Below are 25,373 nucleotides of genomic sequence, written 5' to 3'. Positions count from 1 at the left end.
CCTGACTTTTCAGGGGGAGTGCGCGAAAATGGCGCGCTCGGGAGGCCTCCGAGGGCTCGCGCTTGCGTCTGGCGGCAAACGTCCCTATACACCGGCTTCCGACGCGCCGCGGCCCTGCCGCCGCTCGGCTGGTCCCTTCGTCTATCGGTTAGGACGCGAGATTTTCAATCTTGAAAGACGGGTTCGACTCCCGTAGGGACCGCCACCCGCCTTTTTTCCCATGCAATATCAGCAACTTAGGTGCGGTGGGAAACCTACCCCCGCTAGCGGTGGGAAACTTTTGTTCTAGATTTATTCTCGTTCTTCGACCTCGGCCCCTGCAGCAATCCCATGGCGTCGCCGGCCATTTTCTTGCGGCGCGCGGCGCGCGTGTAACGCTCGGCCTCCTGCATGGTTTTCCAGCCGAAAATGGCCATCAACTGCAGCTCGGTCGCCCCATTCTCTGCGGCCAGCGTAGCGCCTGCCTTTCTGAGCCCGTGGGCTGAGCACTGAGGCAGGCCTGCCTCGTCACACCACTGGCGCATCTTGTTGCCGAATCCGGCTGTGGAAAACGGTTTCCCGTAGTCTGTGACAAGGTAGGTCAGGTCGCCGGTGGGGCTCGCGGCGATGATGCGCTGAAGTTCCGGCAGAATCGGGATCTCGATATCGACCGGGTGCCGATTGCGGTTCTTGAACTGGCGGAATTTGAACCACCCACTGCTTGCGTGCTGACGGCCGAGCCGTACGGCGTCGGACCGGCGCGCCCCTGTGAACATGAACAGGGCGAGCGCCAGCCTAGCCTTGGTTCCGACGGGATGCCGCTGCTCGTATTTCGCAACCTCCTCCGTGGTCCAGGTGTGCCAGCCTGAAGATGCAACCTTGATCAGGCGCACGCCCTGAGCCGGGTTCCCAATCGAGAGCGGTGGCTTTTGCTCCATTGCCCAGTTGAAGACGTAGCGAGCGACCTTCACGCGATCGTTGGCTGCGTTCGGCGTTTTCAGCTTCCGGTCACGCAGGACTTCGACGTGCTTGGCGCTCATCAACCGCACCGGCAGGTTCGCGAATCTGTCTGACGATTCGGGGTGGATCAGTTCCTGGAACGTGCGCTCCAGCACGCCGCGCCGCGTAGCCTGGGTTTCAGGGTCGAGCGTCAAAAACGTCATCGATTTGAAATAGCAGACGCAAAGCCAGCGCCAGGTCCCCGCTATCGGCTTCGACCCTGGCGCTTCTTCCGTTAGCGGGCTTGGGGCTGTGTTGGCGGCCAGGAGTTCACGATAGCGTTTTTCGAACGCCTCGGTTCCGGGTGTCTCGCGGATTCTGACCTTGCGCTCGCCCTTGCGCCAGAAGTAGATCCGCACGTTGCCGTGCCGGTCAACGTCCTCATGAACATAGGGAATCTTGACGGTGATCATGTCCGCTGCGCCCCTCATACGGCGACGCGGCTCCACCGATCATCCGTGTCCGCCGGTTCCTCGCCGCCTTCAGAGGGCAACGCGGCGAAGGCGGAGTCAAGCCGCAGCCGGTCCCAGACCTTGCGGCCGTCGATACGCTTGGGGTTCGGCATGCGGCCGTCGACGACCATTTCATCGAACTTGGTGGCGCCTATCCCGATGTAAGCCGCGGCCTCCTCACGCGAAAGCCCGCGCGGTGGGAGGCTCGCCGGCAGGATCTCATGACGGGACCGCGCGCGAGGCATCACAAGCATGCTCCGCCAAGTTCGTGTTCGGCCTCACTTCTTTTTCTTGTCGCTCGGCAGCGATAGTCCTTCGCGATCGTCAAGGAGTTTTTGCAGGACGTGTAATAGTTCGTCGCGCTCGATGATATCGCGCTGCAATTCCTTCGTAAGATTACTCGGTCCCGGCGTGCCAAAGGGCCACCAATCTTGTCCGCCAATTTCGATGAGCGAGAGTAGCTCGTTGGCGGTGACTTTACCGGCTGCCTTGAATTGATCAGACGCCTTGTAGGTTTCCCACTCCTGTCTACGAGAATCTGTCGGAGACCATTGTCCCGGGCCTGAGGGAGCGAAGCGGTATAAAATGCGTTCAATCGCATCTCGCGCCTCGTCCCACGCGTCGCGATCCCCCAGCCAATGCGCTCGCCTGCGATTTGTGACGGCGATTGCGGCCCTCGCGATCGTGAAGACGACGGCCATTGTTTCAAAATCTCCGAAGGCCTCACCCAACTCCGCTCGAGCCCAATCACGCTCAGAGTAGGCCTGTTGAAGACGCGTTGTGATTTCGAAGGAAAGTGAGTGACCAGCCGCTTCCGCAGCCCCCTCGAGCTTTTCTCGGAGCTCCTGCGGCGGTCGAAATGCGATGGACTCTCGCGGCTTCTGAAAACGGCTCTTGGCATTCTTCATCCCTTTTCGATGTCACGAGTCTGTTTCCACAGCAACACGCAACGATGCGATTGCGTGGTCGTTAATCACCACGTATCGTCATAAATAACGAATCGCAAGCCTGTGTGGAGACGTCTAATGCAGGAAATTGTTGAGAAGCGCGTGTTGGTGGAGGTCAGCATTTTGCCTGGCAACCGCATCACGCGTGCCGACGCTGCTCGCATTCTGCAGGTGCAGCCGAGGACGCTTTACGACTGGGAAGATCGCGGCCTGTTGACACCCATCAGGACTGGGGGGCGCGTTTTCTACGACTACGGGCAGGTCACGGCACATCTCGGCCGGCCGGCTATTTGATGCGTGGCGTTAGTTGCGTTGCGTTCAATCACCGGCTCGTGCGGGCCCGGCACAGAGGCATCACCTCCGCACAGCAACTGACGATACGAGGAGTCGATGAGCGTTCGGGTAATGACCTTGGTATGGGACGCCGAGTTTCCCACTCCGGTGGCAAAGCTTATTGCTCTCAAGCACGCGGATTGCTCCCATGATAACGGCTCAAACGTGTTTCCGTCGAATAGAACGGTAGCTCGGGACACGGGGTGTAGCTTAGCAGTCGTCAAGCGGTGGAATTCGATTTTTGACGCATGCGGACTGTTAATCGCCGACGAGCGCAGCTCGGGAGGCGCTTGGAAAAACACCACTGTGAGGCGCTTCGATCTGAAGGTGCTTCGCGCTCTAGCGATGGGCACCGCAGAGTTCGTTTTGTCAGCCGAAAAGTGGTCGATTGAGCCGACTGATCGGACCGGTCCAGACAGTGGACCGGTCCAGTCGGTAGACCCGTTCACGGAAGAGCCGGGCCACGAGCTGGTTCAAACGTGGCCATCAGATGGCCCCAAACCATCAACTGAACCGTCAGTTTCCCCCTTACCCCCCAAAGGGGGGCTTAGTGGGTACTCTGGAAACGAGAAGGTCGCTTGGCTGGCAGCGCTGCGCGAGAGCGGCAAGCACCGGGATGCGGTCGACGGGCTGATCGCGCCGCTGCTGGCTTCCAACAAGCGCCTGTCGCTTGGCAAGACCCCCCTCGAAGCGCTGGCCGAGATCGCCGCCGCCGCGCACGGCATCGCCGCGCCCGCGCTCACCGCCACCGTCAAGCGGCTCTGCAATCAATCGCACAAACTGACCGTCGTCCTAATCCGCGAAGAAATCGGCCGTGCCCGCAAGGGCGGAGCAATGGTTGTTATCCGCCCTGGTACGCCGCAGTGGCAGCGCTGGGTCGTGCATTTCGAGACGGCGGATCCACGTCAAGCACGCGCGATGGTCAAAAGCGGCGTCTGGCAGGTGATGTCGGAGTGGCCGCCTGCGCAGTCGCAACGAGGTGCCGCATGATCGGGACCAACAAAATCGGCCGGCGCATGCGTCAGGCGCTCGAACGCATCGCTCGCATGGTTTCCGAACGCCTCGGGATCTCTGATGCGGCCATTTACGCGGAACCTACTTCGGCAACTCCTGGCTGCGAGGTTCGGCGGGAACTTGCGATTCAAGTTGCCTGCTACATGGCGCTCCTGCTGACGAGTGCAAAGCCTAGCGTCGTGGGAGCTGTCTATGGAAATCGCAAAGCGCAAACCGTGAAAAAGCTGGCTCGGATTGCGAAAGAAGAAATGCGCCACGATGCAGCGTTTTCCAAGCTCGTGAGGGAGCTGGTCGAGGATCACCTCGATGAGCGCATTGCGGCCCGGGCCGCTCGCAGGACGAGCCGCGCGCCTGAAGCGTCATTGGCGGATACCCCGGAAACCGCGGGCTGCCTGGAGGGGCTGACCCTTTGAAACGCCCCCGCATATCTGACACTGAACGCCAAGAAATCACCGCGTTGGGTCGCGCGGGTGCTGATGATCAGCAAATAGCTGCCCAACTCAATCGCGATCGATCAACCATTGCAAAGGTGCTGGCCAAAGAGGTCAGGCGGAATGTTGCGTCGACGGGGCGCCGGTCAGTAGGCGCGACCGCCGCAGCCGCACAAATCCGCGCACATCGGTCGCTCTGCCCGCGCGGAATCAAAGCCGAGCAGTTTAGCCGTGCCTGGTACGGCCAATGTGATTTGTCGTTCAAATCCAGTTTTCTCGCAGGCAGGGCGAGGGAAGAGAGAGAAAGAAAGCGGCAGCGGAAATGTGGCGAGCTTTCCGCCAGTCCGCGAATCGATTCGTCTGGGCAGCAGATGCAAAACCCGAGGTCTGGCTCATGACGGAGAGCATTTGCGGAAGGCGCGCGGATTTCCAGCACATGGATTTCGGCAATCCGGTTCTCGAGCGCGAAGTCGCGTTTGAGGTGGGGCGCGCAGAAGAACGCGAGCGGATCCGAGCAATCGTGGAACACGGCGCCGCGGCAGCGCGTCCGGTGACAGCTCTCGCTCTTGCGCTCGAAACCGATCTGCCTGCAGCGGCTGTCAGCGACCTTCTAGGAAAGCTGCCGATCGAACCGAAAGCAGACCGCTTGAGCCGGAGGGGTCGCTGATGGTGCGCGTTTCCGAGAGACTCCTAATCCTGGTCCAGTCTGTGGTGCTACTGCTCCGCGGATCTGAAGTCGGAAAATCACCGACTCCAGGCCATTTGATCGATGTGGAACCGCCGGTCGAGCGGCGCAAATCAAAACCTGCTCAGCCGGCCCTGTCCGTGGTCCCTCCGAAAGAGCAGGCGAAGCGCCTTGTTGCATGGCTACAAGGCGATGTGTCCGGATCCTCGGTGGTAAGCGCCGAAGTCTTCAGCGGGCGAATGCTTGCTCGTGACGTCGAGCGGCAGCATCGCGAGCTCTGTGCCGAGATGGGGTGGAAGCCACAACCGTGGCGCCTCGTTGGCCGAGAACTGTCCCTACTAATATCTGGAGGTACTAAACGATGGGTCTGGATCGTGGATCCCGCGAGCGGCGAGAAGCATCGGTTGCGTGTGTACAACATACCGGCTCCGACTCCGAGAACGATTCAGATCTCGCGAGAGACTCCAGCGGCGGCGGTGGAGCCGACTCCGCGCAGAATGACCGCTTGGAGGAAAGCTGCATGAGCGAAGGCACCGGCGGAGAAAAGGCGCCTTCTATTCCAAGCGATTTAGACGGTATCCTTGCGGTTATTCGTGAGGAAATCGCGCAGCTCACTCGACGGATTCCCGAACTCGAGCGAGAGAGAACTGAGCTTTCCGCAGAGGCCGCTCGGCTCGACTCCGAATGTGTTCTCGCCAAGATCGCAGGCGAGGCGCCAAGCGCAAAGCAGCAGAAGCAACTTCATGACAACGAGCGGTCGCTTGGCCTTATCGACGAGGCTATTCGCGTCGCAAAGGCGCGACGAGATGAGCTCGCCGGCCTTGAGCAGGCCGAAATCCAAACGCGGCGCTGGGAAAGCCAGGCGAATGAGCTTTTGGTCTCCGCCGATGCGATGCCGGCCATCATCGACCGCCTTAACGAAGTCGTTGCCATCGTCGAGCGCTCCGCCACTGGGGAACGCAGAGCGATGATCCTCGCCGACATCGGATCAGCGTTGCGCGACGCCGTTCACGCCAGCAATCTGGATCGCCCCCACGGAATGTCTGCCAAACTCACCGCTTCAGCTGATTTGTATCGGAAGAGCGCTGGGCAACGCCTCGGAGGTCAGCCAATGTTTGCGCGACCAGGGCCACCGCTCGCGCGTGACACGCCCATCTACGTTCGCAAATCGATCCGCTGGAAAGACATGGGAGACCCGGTCGTCGCATCGTTCGGCGCATTTGCCGGAGCGCTCATCGAGGTGCCGAAAGCAGTGGCAGACGCAGCGGTGCGCATCGGGGCCGCAGTGATTGTCGAGACCAAGCACGTAAGGGTCGAGCTCAAACGTGGCTTCACGCAAGAAGACGAGCGAGGCCGGCGGACTTGGAAGGCAGGTTTCGCCGGAAACGTAGCGTGCTCGATAGCGCAAGAGATGGTCAAGGCTGGCGCTGTTGACCAGCACGCCGCGCACCTCGCAATCACCGAAATCGACGTGAAAGAGCTCAGGGCAAAATATCCGGAGCTCCAACGCACGAACGAGGTCGACTTGGGAGCGTTCAATGAATGCCGCGTTGATGGGGAGCGCTCTCTGGCGGAAATCGCGGACGATCCCGGTGCAAAAACTTCGACAACCGGGACTCGTACGCATTCCCTGGCTCGGTTAACTGCGTAGGAGACATCCATCATGATCACCGATCAAACGCTACTCGCAGCCGCGATTGTCGGGTTTGTCGCCGGCCAGAAGCATAGTCAAAGCGCAAACGCCGATGCTGGCGGGGTTGTCGCCGGACAGAAGGCTACTCACAGCGCAAACGACGCAGGCCGCATCGGGCCAGAGACAGCCTCGACGCCGGCCAGTTCAAGCCTGGTCTTGTCTGCACGGAAGATGGCCTCGCAGATTGCGCCAAGAACCAATCGCCGCTGATCAGCACGATGAAGGACAGGATTGGAAAATGAAACACCGATCTCAGGATGCTTTGAACGGAATTAAGGCGCTCACGGAATCCCGCCAGGCGTCTTCGCCAGTCAACATCGTCAAAGTGATGTCGAAGCAGCGCCAATCCGGTCATGCAGCGTTGATGGAAGCCGTATCGTCGACGACGCCCCGACCGACCAGCACCGAAGCTGTCATTTCGGGGATCGAGGCTCTGGGCGATGCCCGGGCGGCGACTGACCCGAGCAAGGTCGTTGCAGCGATAGGCGAACGCCACGCGGAAACGCAGGTTGCCGTGGAGAGGATCGGAGCGTCCGAAGCGCCGACTTAGGTTCTACAGCCGCGGGATCTAACCGCGGCTGTGGATGGAAGGGCCCTCCAGCGCGCGGTTTCAGTCATTCGGTGCGCTGGGGGGGCCTGTTGGGACCAATAGGGAGCTGCTGATCCATGAATTTGGAAATCGCCTTTGCACCCGGTGTCGCCGACCAAGCGCAACGACTGTTTGCGTACTGCGAAAGCGACGCAATCGAGAGGTTTGGCAACATCGATCTTGTTCGCGTCTCTCGGACGGTTGAGATCGTCGAAGACGGTCTTGCCCCTATCGTTCTTTGCGTAACGCCACCTCCGCGGCGAACTGCGGAGATCATCCCGTTTCCGCTAGAGGAGGTTTGTCCGAATGAACCTGGACGCGAATAACCCTGCCGTTCTTCGGCTGCTTGCACATTCCCGGCGCCGTGAATGCGATCGCCTGCTCCAATTCGACCTGAGCAGCATCCTGCCGGCCACAGCTGATGTTAGCCGACCGCGACGGGGCGGCGAAAGCGAGACCAGACGCTGAACCATTTGACTGGCCCAAATCTTCAACATTGAAAGAACGCACTATGCAAAACGCTGCCGTAGCAATTTCCACCCCAGCTAATGTGTCTGCCTGCGCTACCGTGCCGCTCTCGCGGCCGCTCAAGACCCACCAAGGCGACGTTCGAGAGATCGTTCTTCGAAAGCCCCAGTTCGGCGAGTTTATCGAGATCGGCCCGGTCGAGAACCTTGTGTTTTCGAACGCCGACGGCGAGGCCCGTCAGATGGAAAGCAAGATCGATCTGCAGCGACTTATGCGCTGGGCGTCTCGGCTTTCCAACATTGACCAGATTGTGCTCTCCACGCTCGATCCAATCGACGGTTACAACCTGAGCAAGGCCGTCGTCGAAGCGGTGAACGTCTTCGTCGTGGGAAATTTGAACAAGCCGCAGTCGAGCTCTGGCTAATCTGCGGCGTAGACCCCTGGTACATCGAGCAGTGGACTCCCGAGAAAATTAGATTCTGGCATGGGCACGCCTTGGAATTCTTCCGGGTGCGCCATCAGCTCGAGCAGGACCGCCGCCAGTATCTCGAACAAAACGTTACTGACGCCGTGCGGCTACTTCCGAGGCAATAGCGATGGATCTTCGAGCGAACGCGATCATCACCGCAATTGATCGCTTTTCCGGTCCAGTGAGGGCGATGGGCGGCGCCCTCAATACTTTGACGTCTCGCGTTGTGACGGCTGGCGACCGGCTTGCCGGCCGAGCTGCTGCGGCGCGCAACACATTCTCCCGCATGGGGCGCACGCTTTCCGGACCAACGACACTCGGGCTCGGCGCAACGATCTACGCAACGCAGGAGTTCGAGCGACGTCTGCTCGGCGTGCAGTTGGCTGCGATGTCGGCGATGGACGACCTAGGCAATCTCCGTCAAGTCAATGACGTGAAGCTTCTGCAGCGGGACGCAGAGCAGCTGAAGCGCTCGGTCATGAGCTTGTCTGAACAGCTTGGTTTTTCGCCGACTGGTCTTATGCAAGCGGCTGAAGCAGCTGCGAAGCTCGGCGTCTCGCTCAAGCAAGCCGAGAGCGTCGCAAGAAATGCCGCGATCTGGAATATGGCCGAGCAGGAATACGCTCCGGCCGAGGCCGCCGAGTTTCTGGGCAAGCTGGCTGCAATGTTCAATGCTCCGGAAGACCCGCAAGCCTACAATGAGTGGGTCAAAGCAACCGCGGACAAAATCGCGACCGTGGCGGCCGCTGCGCCAACGGATATATCGAGTTTTTCGGAAGGCTTACGCCAGTTTGCCGGTGCGTTTGCGTTGTCCGGCGGAACGATTGACCAAGCCAATGCTCTGTTGGGCACGGCGACCAAGTTTGGGCAAGACGATATCGAGACCGGAACCGCGCTCAAAATGGGTTTGGTTCGGCTCATCAGCCCGACGCTTCCGCACAGCTCGGCACTTTCGGCCGCGGGAATTGATCGATCAAAATATCTCGACATCACCGCGGCGGATCCCAGGCGCTCGGTAAACCAGCTCGTTCAACTTTTTCCTGGATACATCGACAAGGCGCTCAAACAGAGCCTGTTTCAGAAGCTCACTGAAGCTTTCAAATCTGGTCGCGGTGCTGATCCTGGGTTCATCGGCGAAATCGCCGGTATTCTGAACAAGGCGACGGGTGCGAAAGAGAGCATCGACGATACGCACATGAAGGTGCTCAATGCGATCGTGACGTCCGGAGGCAAGGTCGATTACTACGGGTATCTTCGCGACATTGCTGAGCTCCAGAAGGAGGGCAAGTTCTCTGACGCGGCATTCATCGAGGCGTTCACCAAGCACCACTACAGCAAAATGAGTGCTCTTCTTGGACATTCGGAGTGGATGGACCGGTACCTCGGGCTAAGCCAGAGTGCGACCGGACGAGGGCAGGACACGCGAGTTCAGGCCTACAAGGAATCAGCAGCAGGTCGCTGGGAAGAGTCAGTGTCCTCATTGAGCCGCGCTCTGATCAAACTGCGCGAGACCGATGGTGTAAACAACCTCATCAGCGTCTTCGGACGGCTCGCCGACGGGATTGCTTCGTTGCCGCCATCGGTCGTGGAAGTACTTGGCGGTCTTGCCGCGGGTCTGCTCGCGCTGGGTGCAGCAGGCTGGGCCGTAGGCGGCATTGCCGCGCTGGCGGGTGTTTTGCCGACCCTCGCAACTGGATTGACGCTATTGGCCGGCACCCCTTTGGGGTTAGCGGCGCTGGGTGTCGGGGCCGCCGGCTATCTCGGATACCAAGCGTACGAGAATTGGGATGAGATCGAAGCCAAGATGCGGGAGTGGAAGGATCACATTGCGTCATTCTTCTCGGACCCATTCAGCAATCTAACGCCGGCTCCGGTTGGACCTAACGTTCCTCCGGCACCGGTTGATCGTTTTGACTTCGGCCAGCGCGGGTTGATCCGCGACATTGAACCGTTGGCCGGGCCCCAGACAATCGATGTGACGGGACGCGTGCAGGCCGACGTGCAGGGGACCGTGGCTGGTAAGATGGAGCTCGAGGTCACCGTCAAGGGCAATGGCGAGGTGACGAAGCAGACCGGAGGAGATCTCAAAGGCAACCTGAACACCGGCAAGTCGATGCCGGATGCCGGCCGTTAGGTTTTGCGACGCTTCAGACGGACGCCGGCACCGCCGCCATTCTCCGGGATGAATTCCACGCCGGCGCGCTCGAGCGCCTTCTGAATGCTTACGTTGATCTCGTCTGACACCGTGCGCTTCTCGCGCTCAAGGTACAGGATCGACGAGAGACCAATTCCTGCGGCGCCGGCAAGCTGCTCCTGAGTCCATCCAAGCAGGCCTCGTGCAGCTCGACATTGTCCGGCGGTGATCATATGGCCGACAAGCCAGCGTAAAAGATTCGAGTCAAACCAATGGCGGCATTGACGCGTTGCCTCTCTGCATGCGAATCTCGCCTTCACGGAAAATCCGTGAAAAAGGAGTTGCGTCATGAATTTCACAGAGATTGCGAACGAGCTCGTTGAGCTGCAGAGGATAGATTCTCCGGTGTTTGCGCAGTTGAGCACTGCGGAGCCTGGCGCGCCGGGTGTCGATGGGTTGGAGGAAGAGCACGCCGGGCATTGCCAGCGTGGTGAGGAGCTTTCGGATATCGCTTCTGTGGCAGAACTCGCTCCTGGACAAGAACAACAGTACGTTGTGTTTTTGGAAGCCACCGCAGCGACCCTACGCGACGTCGCAGACGCCGAAGGCTTCGATCATCCTGAGGTAAAAAGGTTGCACGAGGGCTTGCGGAATCTCGGCGCATTCCTCTGCCGCCAAAACGGCGTGAGGCGTGAGAGCTTCGGTCTTTGCCTGGATGGGTTGGAGCTGTCTGACGAACTTGCCAAGAACGAGCGCGTGCAAACTCCGACGGCGAAGCCAAAGACCAATTCGATCGACCAATATCTGGAGCTAAGGGCTGCACATCCCGGCGCAATCTTGATGTATCGCATGGGCGGCTTTTACGAGTGCTTTTTTGATGACGCCGTGACCGTCTCTGCGGCGCTGGGGATCGTCCTCAACACGCGCGGGAAGCACAATGGTCAAGCGATTCCGATATCGGGAGTGCCCTGCCACAGCATTGAATACTATGCGACCAAGTTGGAAAATCTCGGGCACAAGGTCTTGCTTTGCTTTCATCGTGATGAAGATGGCGGGATGGATGTGGAGCGGGCCCTGCTTGAGCCGGCGGTAAAGGTGGAAGCCGCCGAGTAGCGCTTCAACGAATAGCATCGGCGCCGTTCTGCTCCAAAATTAAACTCCGGGAGCGAGACGGCGCCGGATGGTCCGGCCGGCAACTTTCCGGCCGGGTTTCTGCAATTCGTATGCTTCTGGTCCGGACGTAACTACGCAGCGGGTCGACGCTCAGTGTGATGCATTCTCACCCGGCTATCCTTTGCATCTTGGACTTGGAAATTAACGTCGCCGTTATTTCCCTCGGAGAATCCGGCTGAGATCTGGCGCACTTCAGGGTGCGCAGATCTGAAGCGCTCGACAAGTAAGTCGAGCACAGTTTCTCTCCAACCGTGGTGTTCTGCCATCAATCGCAACTCCTTTTTTTGGGGGGTAACAGGAGATGAGAATCTTACCGCATTCTGCTTGGCAAACTAGTAGCTACGTTGGTTTATTGTCGCCGTTGCGGTCTTGATATGGAAAGGCGCGAGGGTGAAGAGCCAACCAGTCGGGCCTCATACGCAACGCGTGACGCCGTGCCACCCAGGCGCCGGTGCGACCATCAAGGTACCTTCCAGCTCCGATACACCTGCGGGCAGCGCTGCGCGCGAAACCCCGCTAGGTGAAAGCGCAAAAATTGGGTTGCATTTTAGATTGTGTGACGCGGTCGAGCGCGAAAAGCCTGAGTCAATGGAATCGCTTAGCGCTTGTTTGATGAATGCAACGGGGGGGATGCAACGGGGCATGCAACAGCCGTTGCCTGTTGCATGACGAGTTGCGGAGTTTCGCGAGCACTCAATTCTGCGGTACTTCGATGCCGGCGAAGCGAACAGCGCTCCTAGCTCAATTGGATAGAGCATCGGACTTCGAATCCGAGGGTTGCAGGTTCGAGTCCTGCGGAGCGCGCCACGCTTCATGCGGATGCAGGGAAGGTCGGCATCGCTCAGTGCTCGCGGCCGAACAGGAAGCGTGAGCATAAGGCGATCTATGACGAGCCGAAGTTGCGCTGGGACGCGACGCTGAAGGAAATCGAGTCCCAAAAAAAAGCGAGAGGGGCCCGGTGGGAATCGAACCCACGACCCCTCGCTTAGCAAGCGAGCGCTCTATCCGCTGAGCTACGAGCATATACCGGATACGCAGAGCGCATCCGACACTGATGAGTATACGGACTGGTGGATCACCATGCAACAATGTTCCCGTTTCGTTCTAAACGTGCTAATCGGGAGGTATGGGATCCAGGAATGACGATCGGCTGGAATGCACGCCCGAGGAACTGGTGGCCCGCCGCGCCGAGTTTGAGCGCCGCTTGCGCATCACGCGCCGCACGTCGCCTAGCCCGGAACGCACTCTGGCAGAGATCCGCTCGGCTGGTGGCGCGTGGTTCTGGCTCTATTGCGAAGTTTCGGGATGCGGCCGTTGCGCAGCGCTCCCGCTTACGCCGCTGATCATTCGGTGGGGGCGCGAGGCGTTGAGATCTCAGCTGCTCACAGGATTTCGCTGCACGCGCTGCGGCGGCCGGCGCACGACGGTTCGCTGGCCCAATTCGGACGGAAAGCCGCCATTCGCATACCCGCCGATCGACGAACACTACCGCTGGACCGGAACTGCCGTCTGGCCCGAGCCGCTGAGCATGCATTACCTCGCCGACAAAGCGATGGGAGCCGGCGAGATCGACTATTCCCCTGTGCTGGGATCAATTAGGTTCGGCGACATGTGCAACCTCTACAGCAACACCAAGACCCGCGACGCGCTGCGTGGGGCGTTCAAGATCTCGGACAACCGCGCCTATGCGTTCGAGCCGATGCCGGCGATCTTTCCGAAGGCGGTGGCGCCGGTCGTGCGCGTGGCGTCGGACGGCGAGCGCGAGCTGGTGCCGATGACGTGGGGTTTCCCGCTGCTACGGAAAGGCTACGCGCCGAAGCCGGTGACCAACGTGCGCGACGACACCGTGCTGACGTCGCCGTTCTGGCGGCCATCCTTCGAGGCGCGGCGTTGCCTGGTGCCGGCGTCCTCCTATTGCGAGCCAGATTCGAATTCGCCCGCCGGGTGGCATTGGTTCGCTCTAAACGACGGAATTGACGAGACTTTGCCCTACGATTCGGATGCGCGCTCCCTGTTCGCGTTCCCCGGCATCTGGAAGCGCTACCGCGGCCCGATGAAAAAGGACGGCGAGCCGGTCGAGGTCGACGTCTATGCGTTCATGACCACAAGCCCGAACGCGCTGACCGCCACCATCATGCACGACCGCATGCCGGTACTGCTGTCCGAGCCCGAGGACTTCGAGACCTGGCTAACCGGCAGCCCCGAAGCAGCGTACAGTCTGGTGCGGACCTATCCGGCCGAGCGCATGCGCATCGTGCAGAGCGGAATGGACAAGCAGGACCTACTAGGAGTTTCCGCCGAACAAATGCTTTAGTGCTGGGTCGTTTGCGGAGGGGTGGTCAGGATTGTAAAATACATAACTTGGCCCAGTTTCTACCACTTCTGTCACTCGTTTAGACCCGATACGCGTCTGATAGAAGTTGACGTCCCCGTCCGTCAGCAACGCTACCGTATGCAAGTGACTACGCCTATTCAGTAAGGCGCTGATCGCTCTACGGATGCCGGTGACTTCACCTAACTTTTCTGCTCTCGCTAGATCACGCAACTGTTCCGGACTGAGGTCTGCTAGATGCACGCATAGGCACCCAGGCCGAGTTCCTGATAGCTGATGTTTTGTGTCATCGATCATGTGTTTGAACAGTCTGTCGATGACGCTGTCAGGCGTCGCACTTGCAATGTGAACAACTACGGCGGCCTTCCCGGGGCGCCAGTGGGTAAGAATATGAGCGTTGTCGAGATTGAATCTACGAGCAGTAAAGTTCTGAACGTCCTCAAGGGTCGAAAGATGCCCCGATACTCCAGAAAACGGTGAGTTCTCGAGTGAGAACCGCTCAATCTGCGCTTCGCAGGTGTCGTCGCTAACAGGTTGGCCGCCCGCCGCAGACATAACATTGCGAACAATAGCGCTCTGTTGCTGAGGATTGCCTGTTAGCCGTCCTGGGATATTGATCCGGACCAGCATCCCTCCGTCGAATTTGTCTAGCAAGTTTGACAGAAATCCCTGGAGTCTATCACCAAGTTCATACACTTTGCGGCGATGGATCTGCCGGCCGATGTCCGCCGAAATGTGTTTGCACTCGATCTCGATTTGCGAAGATCCCTTCTGCGCGAGAAGATCAAATCCGCCGCCATTTTCGAGATCGTGGAACGTAACGTCAAAGCCGGATCTCATCGCCAAGCCAGTGGCTTTCATTTCCAACGCCAATGGTCCAAGACCTGAATCTTTTTCCAGAGCGCTGCGTATTGATCCAGCCAGTCGACGCTTCGCTGGATCGCTGACGTTTCCGAACGTTCGGACGAGCACCGTGATGAATGCGGCAAGCCGGTACTCGTCAGCAGTGCGCGGCGGCCAAGGCCACCGCCCAGTGTTCCTGAGATACTCTCGAGAATCGGCAAGGGCGAATTCTAAGCCATGCCTCTCCCGCAAATATTGCTCCCATGCCGGCAGCCGGTTCATCAAAGGCCGAAGCTCTCCAATCCGCTTCTCCCAGACACTCCATGGAACAATCTGCATCAACGCGCGGAACGCGGTTGGGAGTTGATCTGGGCTGATGTGATTGGCGAAATGGACCATCGCAAGGCAATGATGTCTCGAGTGAACATTAGAACTCGACCTATCGGCATTGTTCCGACCAGCAAGTCAAGTGATCCGCCTGGTGCCATGCGTGCCATAGCAACGGACGTTCGCGAAGCGGAGGAGCTTGCCTTGAGGCAAGGTCAGTGTACGTCAACAAGGCACTCGATAAGTACTGGGCTAGGTGACTCCAGCAGGAGAAAAAAGGCGATGACGATCACGCTCAACAGGCAGCGGTAATCTTGGACGATCTGTTCGAAAGGCAGCTGTCGTTCGATGACCCCCTGAGGTGGCATCCGACGTAGCGGATGCCGTAACGTAAGCTTAAATGCGCTACGTGGCCTAAACCACGATGAGGACTTGGCACGCTCGGCTTGAAACGATGCGATAGAGGCAGCGGCGAAAACCGCATCTATATGGTCGCGGAGCAGGGCGTTGTGGAGAGCATTCGCAATTTGAAGCGGTGACAGGAGGCACGATGGCGAACGGAATAGAACGAAGCAGGTTTTTTGAGGCCTTGGGCGTCTATGTTGACGCGCGCATTCGGCTTGCGGCGCGGCCAGATAGCAATGAGGCGCGTGAGATTGCTGATGTGGCCCAGAAGGTGTTGGATCTCCGGCTGAGTGAACTGCTTGGCGAAAACGCCCCGGAGGGGTGAGCCTCCGGGGCGCTGGGCGGTTTTGGGGAAGTCATCTAACGGTATGTCTGGTTCGAGTCTGGACTTTCCCAACCCACTACGCTGGTACGATCGCCTTGCAACGTCCGACCGTCCGGCGCGCTGGGATGACGCCGGAGCGTTCCCATTCTCCGAGCCAGTCCGACACCGTCGACCGCGGGGCTCCGAACATCACCTGCAACGAAATGTTGCTCGGCACGCTCCGTCCGTCCGCGATCTGGCCGAGCACGTAACTGCGCACCTCGCCCTTCAATCCGTCCGTCCGTCCGTCCGGCTTCGGGCCTTTCGGCGCCGGACGGTCCGGCTTGGTGCCGCCGGCCGGACGATCCGGAGTGTCCGGAGCGTTCCTGAGTAGCGCCGGATAATCCGACTGTCCGGCTGCATCGACCGGCAAGGCATTACGGAGCGTAATGGTTTGCTCGGCCTTCCGTTCGCGCCGCACCTGCAGCGCCAACGCGATCAGATACTCGCCGAGCGCCACCAGCGACCAGATTGCGAAATCGAGGCCGACGGCGAAGGCGATCACGGTGCCCTTGCGGATGGCGCCGGCCGTCAAGCCCGCCCACGAAAGCGCCCAGGCCCACAGCGTGGAGCCGAGGTCGCCCGTTACGCCGGCAGTCCCAGCTGCCTTGATGTCGGCTTCGAGCTTCGTCTGGCGTTCCTGCAGCGCCGTGACCGTGCCGGTTTTACGCCGGCAGTTCGGCCAGCCGCTCGGCGGGAGCGGATTGGGTGCCCCCGCGCATTCGGCGTTCTTGTCGGGCACCGCCCATCGGAGCTGCTTGGCGTTTTCGTCGTGCTCCGATTTCCACGAGGCCACGTCGTCGGCGATGTTGGCTTTCGCCTCCTTGATCTCGCCCGTGCGCCCCGATGTGGCGGGCAGCGAGTAGAACAGGAACGCGGCGAACGAGATGCCGATCGCGCCCGCGATGAGGCGGGCACCGGTACGCCAGGCGATGGCGCAGAACACCGGCAGCAGCGCGAGCGTGACCATGGCGCCGATCATCGACCAGCGGGTGCCGGCGGTGCCGCCGTCGGTGTATTCGAGGCCGAGCACGATTTGGAGCGCCAGGAGCCCGAGGGCGCCAGCGATCGCCGCGATGCCTGCGATGACAAGCGCGGCGGGTTCCGCTGGAAGCGGACGAGAAAAGTGTGGTAAGTGTTTCATGTCGAGAGTCCTTATCTTTGCGGATGGGGTTTGAGACATCGGGGCCGGAGCTGTTAGCGCAGCTGCCGGCCTTTTCCTTTTCTGGGACATAGCATTCCCAGTCTCAAGCTGCATTGTGTATTAAGTGTATGCGAAAATCAAGATGAATTTGAGCTTGTGACGTATATTTATGTATGCGAAAATTTGTTCATGAGAGAGACTCGCAAAAGGGGGCGTCCTCCCCTCCATCAGAAAGCGATGGCCCTAACGGTGCCGTTGCGCCTGCCGGCTGAGCTTCTTGCCGAGATCGACACTTTAGTCGACGCTCGCAAAGATGGCGCAACCCGCAATCAAGTGATCCGCGAACTCATTGTCCGAGGACTTGAGGCAGATCGAAAAGCAAAAAAGGGATAAGTGCAGTAAGCTATCGGGAAGCGAGGGGCGGCAATGAGTGAATGGCTTTTGGGCGAGGGAATTTGGTTCTCTGTCGCCGCTTTCGTGGTGGTTTGCTGGATAGCGAACCGGTGGGCGTTCAAGAAGGATGTGGAGCGCGCAATCCGCTGGTCTGAAAGAAACAACCAACGGCACCCGAATGTTGAAAAAAATGACTGATCGGATCGGATGGGCGTGTCTTGGGCTCTTCATCGCGTTCAAGATCGCAGTACTCGGCAGCTTCGCGTTTGAGAAGATTACCGGTCGGCCGCCCGTCGTTCTCGGAAGCGCGGAATCCAGTGCCGCAGGCAGTTGAAGTCACGCTGGCGTTTTCGCTAGAGCTCAGACGGCGAAGGGTTCCTACACGCCGCGCCATTCACCCGGGGGGCCTAAAGGGCGACCTTCTGTTCACGCGCATGGATTACGCGCGACTATCGATCAAGCCGCTTTGGGGACCGAAACAAGTGCGCGAGATGCAGCGTCGCCCTGCCCTTTGCCGTGCGCTGGTGACGAAGGAAGCGCGTTGGTTTCTGCGCGAGAGTGCGGGGCGCGCCGAAGTGGAGTTGAAGAAGGCCAAGTCGAAGTACGGTCTCTGAGGCAATTGCGCGGCGCTTTGACGGGGCAGGGCAGAGAGGCGAGGGGGCAAGCGCGTCTATCTTCGGCCTCGGAGGCAAGCGCACGCTGCCGCGCCGCCCAGGCCCGCCCACGGAGGCCAAGGTACCTTCCAGCCCCGAAACGCCTGCGGGCAGCGCTGCGCGCGAAACCCCGCTAGGTGGGGCAGAATTTTCTGACTTCCCATGATGCTTGATTCCCACTGCTCCTATTTTATGTCGCTGTTTCGAAGAGTGTTTTGCTATGCGCGAAGGGGGATTGATTCCCAAATTTGATGGGAAGTCAGCGGGAAGTCAGGAAGGTGGTCCGGCCGTTCGTCGCCCTATTGCAATCTCTTGTTAATGTCGGCGCGCGTATCCTCGCTATCCGCCTCATGTTCATAGGTTTTGACCATCGCCATCAGAAGTGTGGACGCGACGAACGGGTGAGAGAAGCGCAAGGCATCTGCCCAGGCGCGATACTTGCTTGCCAATGCACGCTCCTGCGCCCCGCCCTCATCGCGCCATGTTGCGCCGCGCGCGTTGTAAAGACCGGTGTATGCTCCCTTTGAAATGTGATTTGACTGGATGTTTTCCATCAACTGGCGCACCGGCTCGCACGGCCACACGCCGTCGCTCCCGATGGGCGCATGAGACAAGAGCTTGCCCAAGCAGATGTCCGCAACGTCGGCTCGGTCAAGTTCCGCGCAGGCCTGCCGCACTTCATGAATCCAGGCCGTCAGCCGATCCAGCTGAAGCACACCGAGGTGATCATGGCCCGGGATGCGCGTCATGGTGTCAAGAAGTCGGTGGCCTCGTGTGGCAAGGCCTTCAATTTTGTCCGCTGGCACTTGCCATTCCGGAGGATCTTCACCCTTCTCATGCCGGCGATAAGTCCACACAAGGGCTTGGACGAAAAGCTCGGGGTGTGTCTCGACGTACTTCTCCAGGCTCGGTATTGAGGCTCCGTGCTTTCCGCGCCCGTAATGCGCAAGGACATCTAGGTAGGCAAACTCCAATCTTGCCTTCTCTTCAAGCGTGAGCTCCGGGCTGTTGGCGACCAGCTTAAACGCCGTCTCGACCCGATGGGTGTCCAGCCGATATTGGCCTTCCTTGTCCTTCCCTCCTGGGACTGCCATCTCCGAAAGCAGCCGAAACAGGCGTTTCGGGTCGATAATATCGAGTTTATACCGTACACAGGCGAATGCCGCGCGTGGACGCTGGACCGCGAGCAGGCGCTCGATGGCTTCATTGAGTTCGTCGTCGTTTTGAAAGCGCCATTCGCATTCGACATCGTCCCAGTAGGTCCGCCGATGGAACTCATCCAGCTGATCGACAAGGGTCCAAGTGCTTCGGTTGAAAGGCGCGAGCTGGAGGATCCGCGCAAACTCGCCCTGTGGAAGCTTCTGGCGCAGCTCTCCGAGCACCTGCGTCCGGGCGTCATCATTTGGTAGGGCCTGCAACCCGCCGTAGATCAAATTGCACTTCGCCCACGAGGCGCTGTTCGCTCCGGGCGGCAAGGCGGCGAACAAGAACTCGGCCACTTCGGTTACCTTCAAGATGCGGCTAACCAGCAAGCGCCCGATCTCGGACGCCGCTTTCCCCATCTCGGCTAGATCGAACACGCCCTGGATCCCGCGGGCCGATAAAATTTCCCGCAGGGCAATTACGCGCTCTTTGGTGACGCGTTCTTCGCGCTTGTGGTAGTCGAGGTCTTCGGCGCCGCGTTCGTCGGCGGACTCCTCGACCCACATGGTTCGGAACAGCCATTCGTGCTTGATCACAATGTCAGATGGCTCCAGCGCGCGATAAGCTGCGCTAGCGCGCTTCGGCTGGATCGAGGTTCCTCGCCGTTGCAAGCGCATTGCGCCGCGCCGCGACATGATCGAGAGGCGGATCTTCTCGCGCACAATGGCCTTGTCCATGTCGGGTACACCTGACTGGGCCCAGGTATCCACCAGCCCCCACACGATTGACCGTTGTCCGTCGTCAAAGTCCGGAAAATGCTCGATAAGATTGCATAGCGTATCGCGATCCTGTCCCTTCCAGCGGAGGGCCATATCGATCATCTGCGTTCTGAACGAGACGATCGGCGCCCAGGTTGCAAGAGGCTGGCCGAATCCATGGGCATCCGTGCGCCAGCGCGGCTTGTAACTGTACTCGCCGATTTGCGACGACGTGCTGAATTGATCGACACAGATCCTCCACGCGACATCCGGGAACTTCTCGGCCAAAAGCTTTACGACGGCGACCCGTTGTTCGAGGCTAGCGGCCGTTTGCGGCATCCAGCATCGGAAAATCGCAAGCAGCGAATTGATCGGCTTGTTGGCCCAGTTGTCGTCGATCTCGATCGCGGCCAGACGCGCCAGAATGAGCGCCGCCCTGGGTAAAGTGTCCTGGTTCCAGGCCAGACTTTCGAGTGCCCACAGCAATCCGGTGCGCGCGCATCGACTACCGAACACACCGCTGTCGACCGGCCGCAGGAGGCCGAGGCTTGCCGGGGTCGCCCCTGCGAGGTCGCGTTCTAGAATACTCAGGAAATCTTCTGGTGCGGCCTCGGCGTATGTTGGCAGGTCTGGGTCATTCGCTTCGAGAGTCCGCGTTGTGAGTGGCGTCAACACCCCACGCACAAGCTTTATGGCCTCTAACTCAGGATCAATGCCAAGCCGCGCGCGCAAGAGCTGCCTGCCATGAACCGAAAGCAGCGTTAGCGTCTCGGAGATGCCCTCGCGGAGTGCCCCGGAGTACTCTCTCACTTTGCCTTGAAATGCGGCCTTCCACCAACGCTGGTCTTCGGGAATATCCAGCGCCGGGTCGTCCTCTCCCAACACGACCTTTGCTACTCGAAAATATCGCTCAAGATCCTCACGTGTGAGAGAACCGCAAATCGCAAACAAGAGGTCGATCTTGGAGACCACACCTCGGAATGTGCCCGCCGACCAAACAGGTGCATCATTCAAACGCGCAAGGTGTTGGAATTCCTTCTCGAGGCTCTCGTAGGTACGCCCGTTCGAAAGTTCCACAAGGATCTGCTGATCGGCGGTGTTGGCGGAATTCCACGCCCCCACAAGAAGGAACGGGATGAGGCTCGCGGCAGTTTGCTCGTTCGCGACCCACGCCGGCGTCCGGATAGCCGGGACGTCCGACATGCGGCGGCGGAGAACCGTCAGAGAGCGACCAGATTCTTTGCTGTAGGTTTCGATATTGTCGCGGTCGAAGCCCATTTCCTCGAGCGATGTGCGGAACGCAATTGGATTGAGTGGTTCGAGCACAATGTTGGGCTCTACGTTTGCGGCATTGCGAGGATAGACGAGGATGGCGTGCAGATTCGAGCCAAGCCGCGCCAGTTCCCGCTCTACCTCACGGTTTGAAGTCACTGCGACAAAGTTTGTCGCCCCCTGCGCAAGCTTCGGGAGAATGTTCGGTTCGTCGAAAACGAGGACGCGGTCTCGATAGTCCGCAAGCTCGCCGCCGGCGTGCCCAAACAGTTGAGCCAAGAAGGCCAGCGCTTCCTCCGAGGAGTCCGCGGTCACAACAGTTGGTCTGCCCGGAGCGTCGGCCAACCGCGCGCGCATGCCGCGCTGGGCGCTTTCGATTGCCGGCGCAAAGAGCGAGCTGACAAGGGGGGGCTCCGAAACGTTCGCCCAGTCTGACCAGCACTGATCGAGGGAGCGAATCCCGCGTGAATGACGCTGCGTCTCGTTCGCAAACCACACCTGTCCGGCGATTGATTGCTCGAGCCATTGCTCAAGATCGCTGGCGTCGTACGCCCGAACATCCTTCCATTGCCCCGTCTTCCGATGCTCCTCCACCCATTTGAGTTTTCCGGCCCAACGGCGCGGCGTGACAAAGACGAATGTGGTCTCAATACGATCGGCTACAGACGTCGCCTCGACGCTCTTGCCATAATCTTGGTCTGCTTTGCTCTTGATGTCCTTGTTGGTGCCCAGTTCCCAGCCCGACACTCCGCGCGGGATCCAGGGGGTGACGTCGTTCGCCTCCACGAATCCGTCCCACCCCGGACGTTGGGAATCGTCGTTTCCAGGAAAGTCGACCTTCTGCAGATCGACCCCGGTGGAGTTCACCAGCGTTCTAAGCAGCACTGGCAGCCTTCCGCGGGCCGAAATGGTGGATGTGGCCCAGCTTTCAACATCGTTGGCCTTGATATCGAGGAATGCCGGGACATAAGCCCTCGTATTTGCTGGCGTTCCTTTGGTTCGGGCTTGGGCGGCGTCGTACGCTGCCTGCATATCGAGAAGGCTTTGCGCTGACAGACCAAAGGCCCGCTCAAGTCGCGCCGCCATGTCGGACGTGGTTGCGACATGTCCATTGAGGAAGTTGGAAAGGGCTGGACGGCCGACGCCGACGATCTTGGCTGCCGCCGTCACAGACATCTTTTTCGGGGCCAGAACAGTTCTGCGGATATAGGCCCCAGGGTGAACGGCCTGTTCTGGGCCGATTGATTGCCTCGAAGGACGCTTTTTGCTCATGGTCGACCTCGCTTACTCCCGATTGCAGACCACTTAGCAAATCGTAGCGTGTAGCGCAACAGGCTACATTTGAAATTTACTATCGGATCGCGCCGACGGTGGGAAACCGGGGGCGAAAAACCCCGTAAAATCGCGGCAACGATTGGTTTCCCACCATCCCGTAAGCGGCTGATATCGTTGCGTTATGGCCGTCCCGTAGGGACCGCCACTCGATTTATCAATAAAATTCAATGTGTTAATTCTCGCTTGTGTTGCCGGCGGGTGTCGTTCGATCGCGCTGTTTTCGGCCGCGAATGCTGCGCCGACTCTGCTTCGTCGGAAGGCAATACGGTGTGGGTGCCCGGCGTGACCTTGCCCCCCTCGCGCATCCTGTTTCCAAGCCCGCCCGTTTGCACAGGCTGCTGCATTCCGTTGCGAGACCGGAGGGGTCAAATCGCATGCCGTTCTGCTCATGGGTTTGAGCGCGGCGTCAGGTTGATCGGGTGCGCGCCCACGAGACCGGCATGTAGGCCGACAACGGGAAGCGTCGTGGCCAGACACAGGTTTTCGCCGAGCTTGCCGAAGCAGGCGGTGGACGGAAAATCGGGAAATATCTGGCCGTAAATCGAGAAAACTTCCCTGCTTTGTTTCTATTTATTCCCATTCAATTCAGGACATTTCGGAAATTGCAATCTTACAGTTGCAACACATGACGCAATGTGGACGCGCGTGAAATTCGCATCCATCTTTTGTTTGCGCGGAAATGAATTTTTCAAATGTGGAATTATGCCATTTTTTCAAAAGATCAGCGCCGCACATATGTTGCTGCGTGATCAATATGTTAATTTAAAATTTATATGCGCTGACTGGCTCGATGATCCCGGAAATCGGTTGGGATAACTTTGCGTACCAAGCCGGCTAATCGGCTTGGCATAGCGCTTGCCTTCTCTTCTTTCCCGCATGGATCACGCGACGAGTGGAATTCGCGGAGATTTTGCAAACGCGAAGGGGGCTTCGTTCGAGTGCCTTTCGACGCGTTCCAAAGAAGAACGAAACAGCGAAGGGCGAGGAAAATGCTTTCCAAGGGCAAACGCGGGCTGGCGAGGTGGTCGCTCATTGCGTGCATGGCGGTCTGCGCCAGCATGGCTAAGGCCGGTGACCAAAACTGGACCGAGTACACTGGAGACAAGACGAGCGCGAGGTATCTCGCCGGCGGCAAGGCGACAGCCGCATCCGTCAAAAACATGAAGATCGCGTGGCGCCTTCCGCTGCCGGGCAACGACCTTGCGGCCGAGAACCCGGATCTGCGCACCTGGGTCAACGAGTCGACGCCGCTGGCCATCGACGGCATCGTTTACGCGACCTCGCCGCTTGGCATCGTCACGGCAGTCGATGGCGCGACGGGCAAGGAGAAATGGCTCTACGACCCGCAAGGCTATCTGGCTGGGCAGGCGCCCAACCTTGGCTTCATCAGCCGCGGCCTGACGTATGTGGTGGTCGACGGCCAGAAGCGCATTATTGCGGGAACGCCGGACGGCTTCCTGATCATGCTCGAGGCCGAGACGGGCAAGGTCGTCGAGAGCTGGGGTGAAAAAGGTCGCGTCGACCTGACTATCCACAAGCGCCGCCCCGTGCAGCGCGACCTCGTCACCGTAAGCTCTCCGCCGATCGTGTGCGGCGGCAACGTCATTCCGAGCTTGGCGGTCCTCGACTCGTTTGCCAGCGGCCGGCCGCCGTTCAAGTATCATCCGAACGGTGACCTCCCGGCCTTCGATCTGAAGACCGGAAAGCGGGTCTGGATGTTCCACAACCCGCCGCTTGCGGGTGAGGCCGGCGCCGAGACGTGGAAGAGCGGGCTTGAGGAGACGGGCGGCACGAACCTGTGGTCGCGTCCCTCGTGCGACGACGAAACGGGCACGGTCTATCTACCGCTTTCGACGCCCTCGAACGATTTCTACGGCGGCCATCGTCTCGGCAACAACCTGTTCGCGGAAACGCTTGTGGCGTTGGACGGCAAGACCGGCAAGCGCGTCTGGCATTACCAGATCGTCCATCACGGCCTTTGGGACTACGACATCCCGACTGGCCCGAACCTGATGGACATCACGGTTGACGGGAAGAAGATCAAGGCCGCCGTGCAGGTGACGAAGCAAGGCTATGTCTATGCCTTCGACCGCACCACCGGTAAGCCAATTTGGCCCATCGACGAGAAGGCCGTCCCGGCCGGCGACGTGCCTGGCGAGGAATACTCGCCGACGCAGCCGATCCCGTCCAAGCCCGCGCCCTACATCCAGCAAGGTGCGAGCGAAGCCGACCTGATCGATCTTACGCCTGAACTCAAGGAACAGGCGAAGAAGATCCTCAATCGCTACAAGTATGGTCCGCTGTTCACGCCTCCGAGCATGGAAAAGGCAGGCACGCTGCTGGTTCCCGGCGTTCTCGGCGGCGCGAGCTGGGCAGGTGCAGCACACAATCCGAAGACCGGCGTGCTCTATGTGCCGTCCTTCACCATTCCGTTCGCGATCAAGATCAAGAAGGAAGTCGAAGGCGCATCGGCACACAAGTACACCGGCACCTGGGCGGGTGTTGGTGGCCCGGATGGATTGCCGCTGTTCAAGCCGCCGTTCTCGACGATCACGGCGATCGACATGAACACAGGTGACCACAAGTGGCGGGTTCCGGCCGGCCGTGGACCGGTCAATCACCCTGCCATCAAGGCGGCAGGGCTCGACCGAGTGGGCGCGACGCACCAGAGCTTCATCGTGATCACCGACGACATCGTGTTCACGGCTCCCAACGGCGCCTACGACGTGCTGGGCCTCAACACGCGCGGCAATGCGCTGATCGCCCAGAACAAGGAGAAGCAGGACGAGTCGGCGCTCTACGCTTACGACGCCAAGACCGGCGATCTCCTCGGTGAGATCGAACTGCCGCTCGGCGTGTATGGGGCGCTGATGTCCTACACCGTTGGTGACAAGCAGTTCGTCGTGGCGCCTGTCGGCGGGGCGGGCACGCCCTCCGAGCTTGTCGCCGTGCAAGTGAACTGACGTTCTCTCAAAGCGAACAGCCCGCCCCGTCCGGGGCGGGCTGAAGCCATTGCAGGCCGCTCCTTTGAAGCGGTG

General features: G+C 59.7%; 21 protein-coding genes and 3 tRNA genes. 16 read left to right on the top strand and 8 right to left on the bottom strand.

Going from position 1 to position 25,373, the window contains the following annotated elements:
* Positions 1-130: 130 nt before the first annotated feature.
* Positions 131-205 (top strand) — tRNA-Glu (locus RCO24_RS15955).
* Positions 206-263: 58 nt separating this feature from the next.
* On the opposite strand, the gene RCO24_RS15950 is transcribed toward RCO24_RS15955, so the two are convergent.
* From RCO24_RS15950 to RCO24_RS15940, 3 genes are read right to left on the bottom strand one after another with little or no spacing between them, the layout of a single operon-like run.
* Complete coding sequence (locus RCO24_RS15950; protein ID WP_308963501.1) at positions 264-1,391, bottom strand: tyrosine-type recombinase/integrase; 1,128 nt, start codon at positions 1,389-1,391, stop codon at positions 264-266.
* 14 nt (positions 1,392-1,405) lie between these two features.
* Positions 1,406-1,675, bottom strand: a complete 270-nt coding sequence (locus tag RCO24_RS15945; protein ID WP_308963500.1) for a hypothetical protein — start codon at positions 1,673-1,675, stop codon at positions 1,406-1,408.
* Between the two features lie 33 nt (positions 1,676-1,708).
* Complete coding sequence (locus RCO24_RS15940; RefSeq protein ID WP_308963499.1) at positions 1,709-2,338, bottom strand: Arc family DNA-binding protein; 630 nt, start codon at positions 2,336-2,338, stop codon at positions 1,709-1,711.
* Between the two features lie 117 nt (positions 2,339-2,455).
* Here RCO24_RS15940 and RCO24_RS15935 point away from each other — a divergent pair, with 117 nt between their 5' ends.
* The 9 genes from RCO24_RS15935 (at position 2,456) to RCO24_RS15895 (ending at position 10,193) form a co-directional block, all read left to right on the top strand.
* Positions 2,456-2,671, top strand: a complete 216-nt coding sequence (locus RCO24_RS15935) for a MerR family DNA-binding transcriptional regulator (protein WP_308963498.1) — start codon at positions 2,456-2,458, stop codon at positions 2,669-2,671.
* A 96-nt stretch (positions 2,672-2,767) separates the two neighbouring features.
* A complete protein-coding gene (locus RCO24_RS15930; protein ID WP_308963496.1) occupies positions 2,768-3,700 on the top strand; it encodes a hypothetical protein in 933 nt (310 codons plus the stop codon).
* On the top strand, positions 3,697-4,137 hold the full coding sequence (locus RCO24_RS15925) for a hypothetical protein (protein WP_308963494.1): 441 nt from the start codon (positions 3,697-3,699) through the stop codon (positions 4,135-4,137). Before RCO24_RS15930 ends, RCO24_RS15925 begins: the two co-directional genes overlap by 4 nt.
* Before the next feature lie 412 nt (positions 4,138-4,549).
* Positions 4,550-4,822, top strand: a complete 273-nt coding sequence (locus RCO24_RS15920) for a hypothetical protein (RefSeq protein ID WP_308963492.1) — start codon at positions 4,550-4,552, stop codon at positions 4,820-4,822.
* Positions 4,823-5,360: 538 nt separating this feature from the next.
* The gene (locus RCO24_RS15915) at positions 5,361-6,491 is read left to right on the top strand and encodes a hypothetical protein (protein WP_308963491.1); all 1,131 of its coding nucleotides are present in this window, start codon (positions 5,361-5,363) and stop codon (positions 6,489-6,491) included.
* A gap of 12 nt (positions 6,492-6,503) precedes the next feature.
* Positions 6,504-6,743 (top strand): hypothetical protein, encoded by a 240-nt coding sequence (locus tag RCO24_RS15910; RefSeq protein WP_308963490.1) that lies wholly within the window; start codon positions 6,504-6,506, stop codon positions 6,741-6,743.
* Positions 6,744-6,771: 28 nt separating this feature from the next.
* Positions 6,772-7,083, top strand: a complete 312-nt coding sequence (locus tag RCO24_RS15905) for a hypothetical protein (protein WP_308963489.1) — start codon at positions 6,772-6,774, stop codon at positions 7,081-7,083.
* 460 nt (positions 7,084-7,543) lie between these two features.
* Positions 7,544-8,014, top strand: coding sequence for a hypothetical protein (locus RCO24_RS15900; protein ID WP_308963488.1), 471 nt, complete (start codon positions 7,544-7,546; stop codon positions 8,012-8,014).
* A gap of 331 nt (positions 8,015-8,345) precedes the next feature.
* On the top strand, positions 8,346-10,193 hold the full coding sequence (locus tag RCO24_RS15895) for a phage tail tape measure protein (RefSeq protein ID WP_308963486.1): 1,848 nt from the start codon (positions 8,346-8,348) through the stop codon (positions 10,191-10,193).
* Here RCO24_RS15895 and RCO24_RS15890 read toward each other — a convergent pair.
* A complete protein-coding gene (locus RCO24_RS15890; RefSeq protein WP_374990972.1) occupies positions 10,190-10,426 on the bottom strand; it encodes a multiprotein-bridging factor 1 family protein in 237 nt (78 codons plus the stop codon). The two genes, RCO24_RS15895 and RCO24_RS15890, sit on opposite strands and share 4 nt — an antisense overlap.
* Positions 10,427-10,541: 115 nt before the next feature.
* Here RCO24_RS15890 and RCO24_RS15885 point away from each other — a divergent pair, with 115 nt between their 5' ends.
* Positions 10,542-11,306: a hypothetical protein gene (locus RCO24_RS15885; RefSeq protein ID WP_308963483.1), complete on the top strand. Its 765-nt coding sequence runs from the start codon at positions 10,542-10,544 to the stop codon at positions 11,304-11,306.
* 790 nt (positions 11,307-12,096) lie between these two features.
* Positions 12,097-12,173: transfer RNA gene (locus RCO24_RS15880), tRNA-Arg, on the top strand.
* A gap of 146 nt (positions 12,174-12,319) precedes the next feature.
* Here RCO24_RS15880 and RCO24_RS15875 read toward each other — a convergent pair.
* Positions 12,320-12,389, bottom strand: a tRNA-Ser gene (locus RCO24_RS15875).
* A 103-nt stretch (positions 12,390-12,492) separates the two neighbouring features.
* On the opposite strand from RCO24_RS15875, the gene RCO24_RS15870 reads away from it, so the two are divergent.
* The gene (locus RCO24_RS15870) at positions 12,493-13,680 is read left to right on the top strand and encodes an SOS response-associated peptidase (RefSeq protein ID WP_308963482.1); all 1,188 of its coding nucleotides are present in this window, start codon (positions 12,493-12,495) and stop codon (positions 13,678-13,680) included.
* Here the strand turns inward: RCO24_RS15870 and RCO24_RS15865 are convergent.
* On the bottom strand, positions 13,651-14,940 hold the full coding sequence (locus tag RCO24_RS15865; RefSeq protein ID WP_308963481.1) for a hypothetical protein: 1,290 nt from the start codon (positions 14,938-14,940) through the stop codon (positions 13,651-13,653). The genes RCO24_RS15870 and RCO24_RS15865 overlap by 30 nt on opposite strands.
* A gap of 478 nt (positions 14,941-15,418) precedes the next feature.
* Between RCO24_RS15865 and RCO24_RS15860 the strand changes: the two genes are divergently transcribed.
* A complete protein-coding gene (locus RCO24_RS15860; RefSeq protein WP_308963480.1) occupies positions 15,419-15,598 on the top strand; it encodes a hypothetical protein in 180 nt (59 codons plus the stop codon).
* A gap of 76 nt (positions 15,599-15,674) precedes the next feature.
* Here the strand turns inward: RCO24_RS15860 and RCO24_RS15855 are convergent, their stop codons facing one another.
* Positions 15,675-16,781, bottom strand: coding sequence for a hypothetical protein (locus RCO24_RS15855; protein WP_308963478.1), 1,107 nt, complete (start codon positions 16,779-16,781; stop codon positions 15,675-15,677).
* 884 nt (positions 16,782-17,665) lie between these two features.
* On the opposite strand from RCO24_RS15855, the gene RCO24_RS15850 reads away from it, so the two are divergent.
* The gene (locus RCO24_RS15850) at positions 17,666-17,788 is read left to right on the top strand and encodes a hypothetical protein (RefSeq protein WP_308963477.1); all 123 of its coding nucleotides are present in this window, start codon (positions 17,666-17,668) and stop codon (positions 17,786-17,788) included.
* A 338-nt stretch (positions 17,789-18,126) separates the two neighbouring features.
* On the opposite strand, the gene RCO24_RS15845 is transcribed toward RCO24_RS15850, so the two are convergent.
* Positions 18,127-22,272 carry a HigA family addiction module antitoxin gene (locus RCO24_RS15845; protein WP_308963476.1) on the bottom strand — a complete coding sequence of 1,382 codons (4,146 nt, stop codon included), beginning with the start codon at positions 22,270-22,272 and terminating at the stop codon, positions 18,127-18,129.
* Between the two features lie 1,121 nt (positions 22,273-23,393).
* On the opposite strand from RCO24_RS15845, the gene RCO24_RS15840 reads away from it, so the two are divergent.
* Positions 23,394-25,298, top strand: coding sequence for a PQQ-binding-like beta-propeller repeat protein (locus tag RCO24_RS15840; protein ID WP_308963475.1), 1,905 nt, complete (start codon positions 23,394-23,396; stop codon positions 25,296-25,298).
* Positions 25,299-25,373: the final 75 nt, after the last annotated feature.

Origin of the sequence: Hyphomicrobium sp. LHD-15 (assembly GCF_031157355.1) — a bacterium.
Classification (GTDB): domain Bacteria; phylum Pseudomonadota; class Alphaproteobacteria; order Rhizobiales; family Hyphomicrobiaceae; genus Hyphomicrobium_C.
This window is presented reverse-complemented; position numbering and strand designations above follow the sequence as displayed.

Bases quoted from the DNA above. Each gene is read 5' to 3' on its own strand.
- RCO24_RS15850 (WP_308963477.1), top strand. From the start codon at position 17,666: ATGCAGCGTCGCCCTGCCCTTTGCCGTGCGCTGGTGACGAAGGAAGCG.
- RCO24_RS15930 (WP_308963496.1), top strand. From the start codon at position 2,768: ATGAGCGTTCGGGTAATGACCTTGGTATGGGACGCCGAGTTTCCCACT.
- RCO24_RS15910 (WP_308963490.1), top strand. From the start codon at position 6,504: ATGATCACCGATCAAACGCTACTCGCAGCCGCGATTGTCGGGTTTGTC.
- RCO24_RS15840 (WP_308963475.1), top strand. From the start codon at position 23,394: ATGGCTAAGGCCGGTGACCAAAACTGGACCGAGTACACTGGAGACAAG.
- RCO24_RS15845 (WP_308963476.1), bottom strand. From the start codon at position 22,272: ATGAGCAAAAAGCGTCCTTCGAGGCAATCAATCGGCCCAGAACAGGCC.
- RCO24_RS15920 (WP_308963492.1), top strand. From the start codon at position 4,550: ATGACGGAGAGCATTTGCGGAAGGCGCGCGGATTTCCAGCACATGGAT.
- RCO24_RS15940 (WP_308963499.1), bottom strand. From the start codon at position 2,338: ATGAAGAATGCCAAGAGCCGTTTTCAGAAGCCGCGAGAGTCCATCGCA.
- RCO24_RS15865 (WP_308963481.1), bottom strand. From the start codon at position 14,940: ATGGTCCATTTCGCCAATCACATCAGCCCAGATCAACTCCCAACCGCG.
- RCO24_RS15950 (WP_308963501.1), bottom strand. From the start codon at position 1,391: ATGATCACCGTCAAGATTCCCTATGTTCATGAGGACGTTGACCGGCAC.
- RCO24_RS15925 (WP_308963494.1), top strand. From the start codon at position 3,697: ATGATCGGGACCAACAAAATCGGCCGGCGCATGCGTCAGGCGCTCGAA.
- RCO24_RS15900 (WP_308963488.1), top strand. From the start codon at position 7,544: ATGTTAGCCGACCGCGACGGGGCGGCGAAAGCGAGACCAGACGCTGAA.
- RCO24_RS15885 (WP_308963483.1), top strand. From the start codon at position 10,542: ATGAATTTCACAGAGATTGCGAACGAGCTCGTTGAGCTGCAGAGGATA.
- RCO24_RS15855 (WP_308963478.1), bottom strand. From the start codon at position 16,781: ATGAAACACTTACCACACTTTTCTCGTCCGCTTCCAGCGGAACCCGCC.
- RCO24_RS15890 (WP_374990972.1), bottom strand. From the start codon at position 10,426: ATGATCACCGCCGGACAATGTCGAGCTGCACGAGGCCTGCTTGGATGG.
- RCO24_RS15860 (WP_308963480.1), top strand. From the start codon at position 15,419: ATGGCGAACGGAATAGAACGAAGCAGGTTTTTTGAGGCCTTGGGCGTC.
- RCO24_RS15935 (WP_308963498.1), top strand. From the start codon at position 2,456: ATGCAGGAAATTGTTGAGAAGCGCGTGTTGGTGGAGGTCAGCATTTTG.
- RCO24_RS15870 (WP_308963482.1), top strand. From the start codon at position 12,493: ATGGGATCCAGGAATGACGATCGGCTGGAATGCACGCCCGAGGAACTG.
- RCO24_RS15905 (WP_308963489.1), top strand. From the start codon at position 6,772: ATGAAACACCGATCTCAGGATGCTTTGAACGGAATTAAGGCGCTCACG.
- RCO24_RS15895 (WP_308963486.1), top strand. From the start codon at position 8,346: ATGGGGCGCACGCTTTCCGGACCAACGACACTCGGGCTCGGCGCAACG.
- RCO24_RS15915 (WP_308963491.1), top strand. From the start codon at position 5,361: ATGAGCGAAGGCACCGGCGGAGAAAAGGCGCCTTCTATTCCAAGCGAT.
- RCO24_RS15945 (WP_308963500.1), bottom strand. From the start codon at position 1,675: ATGCCTCGCGCGCGGTCCCGTCATGAGATCCTGCCGGCGAGCCTCCCA.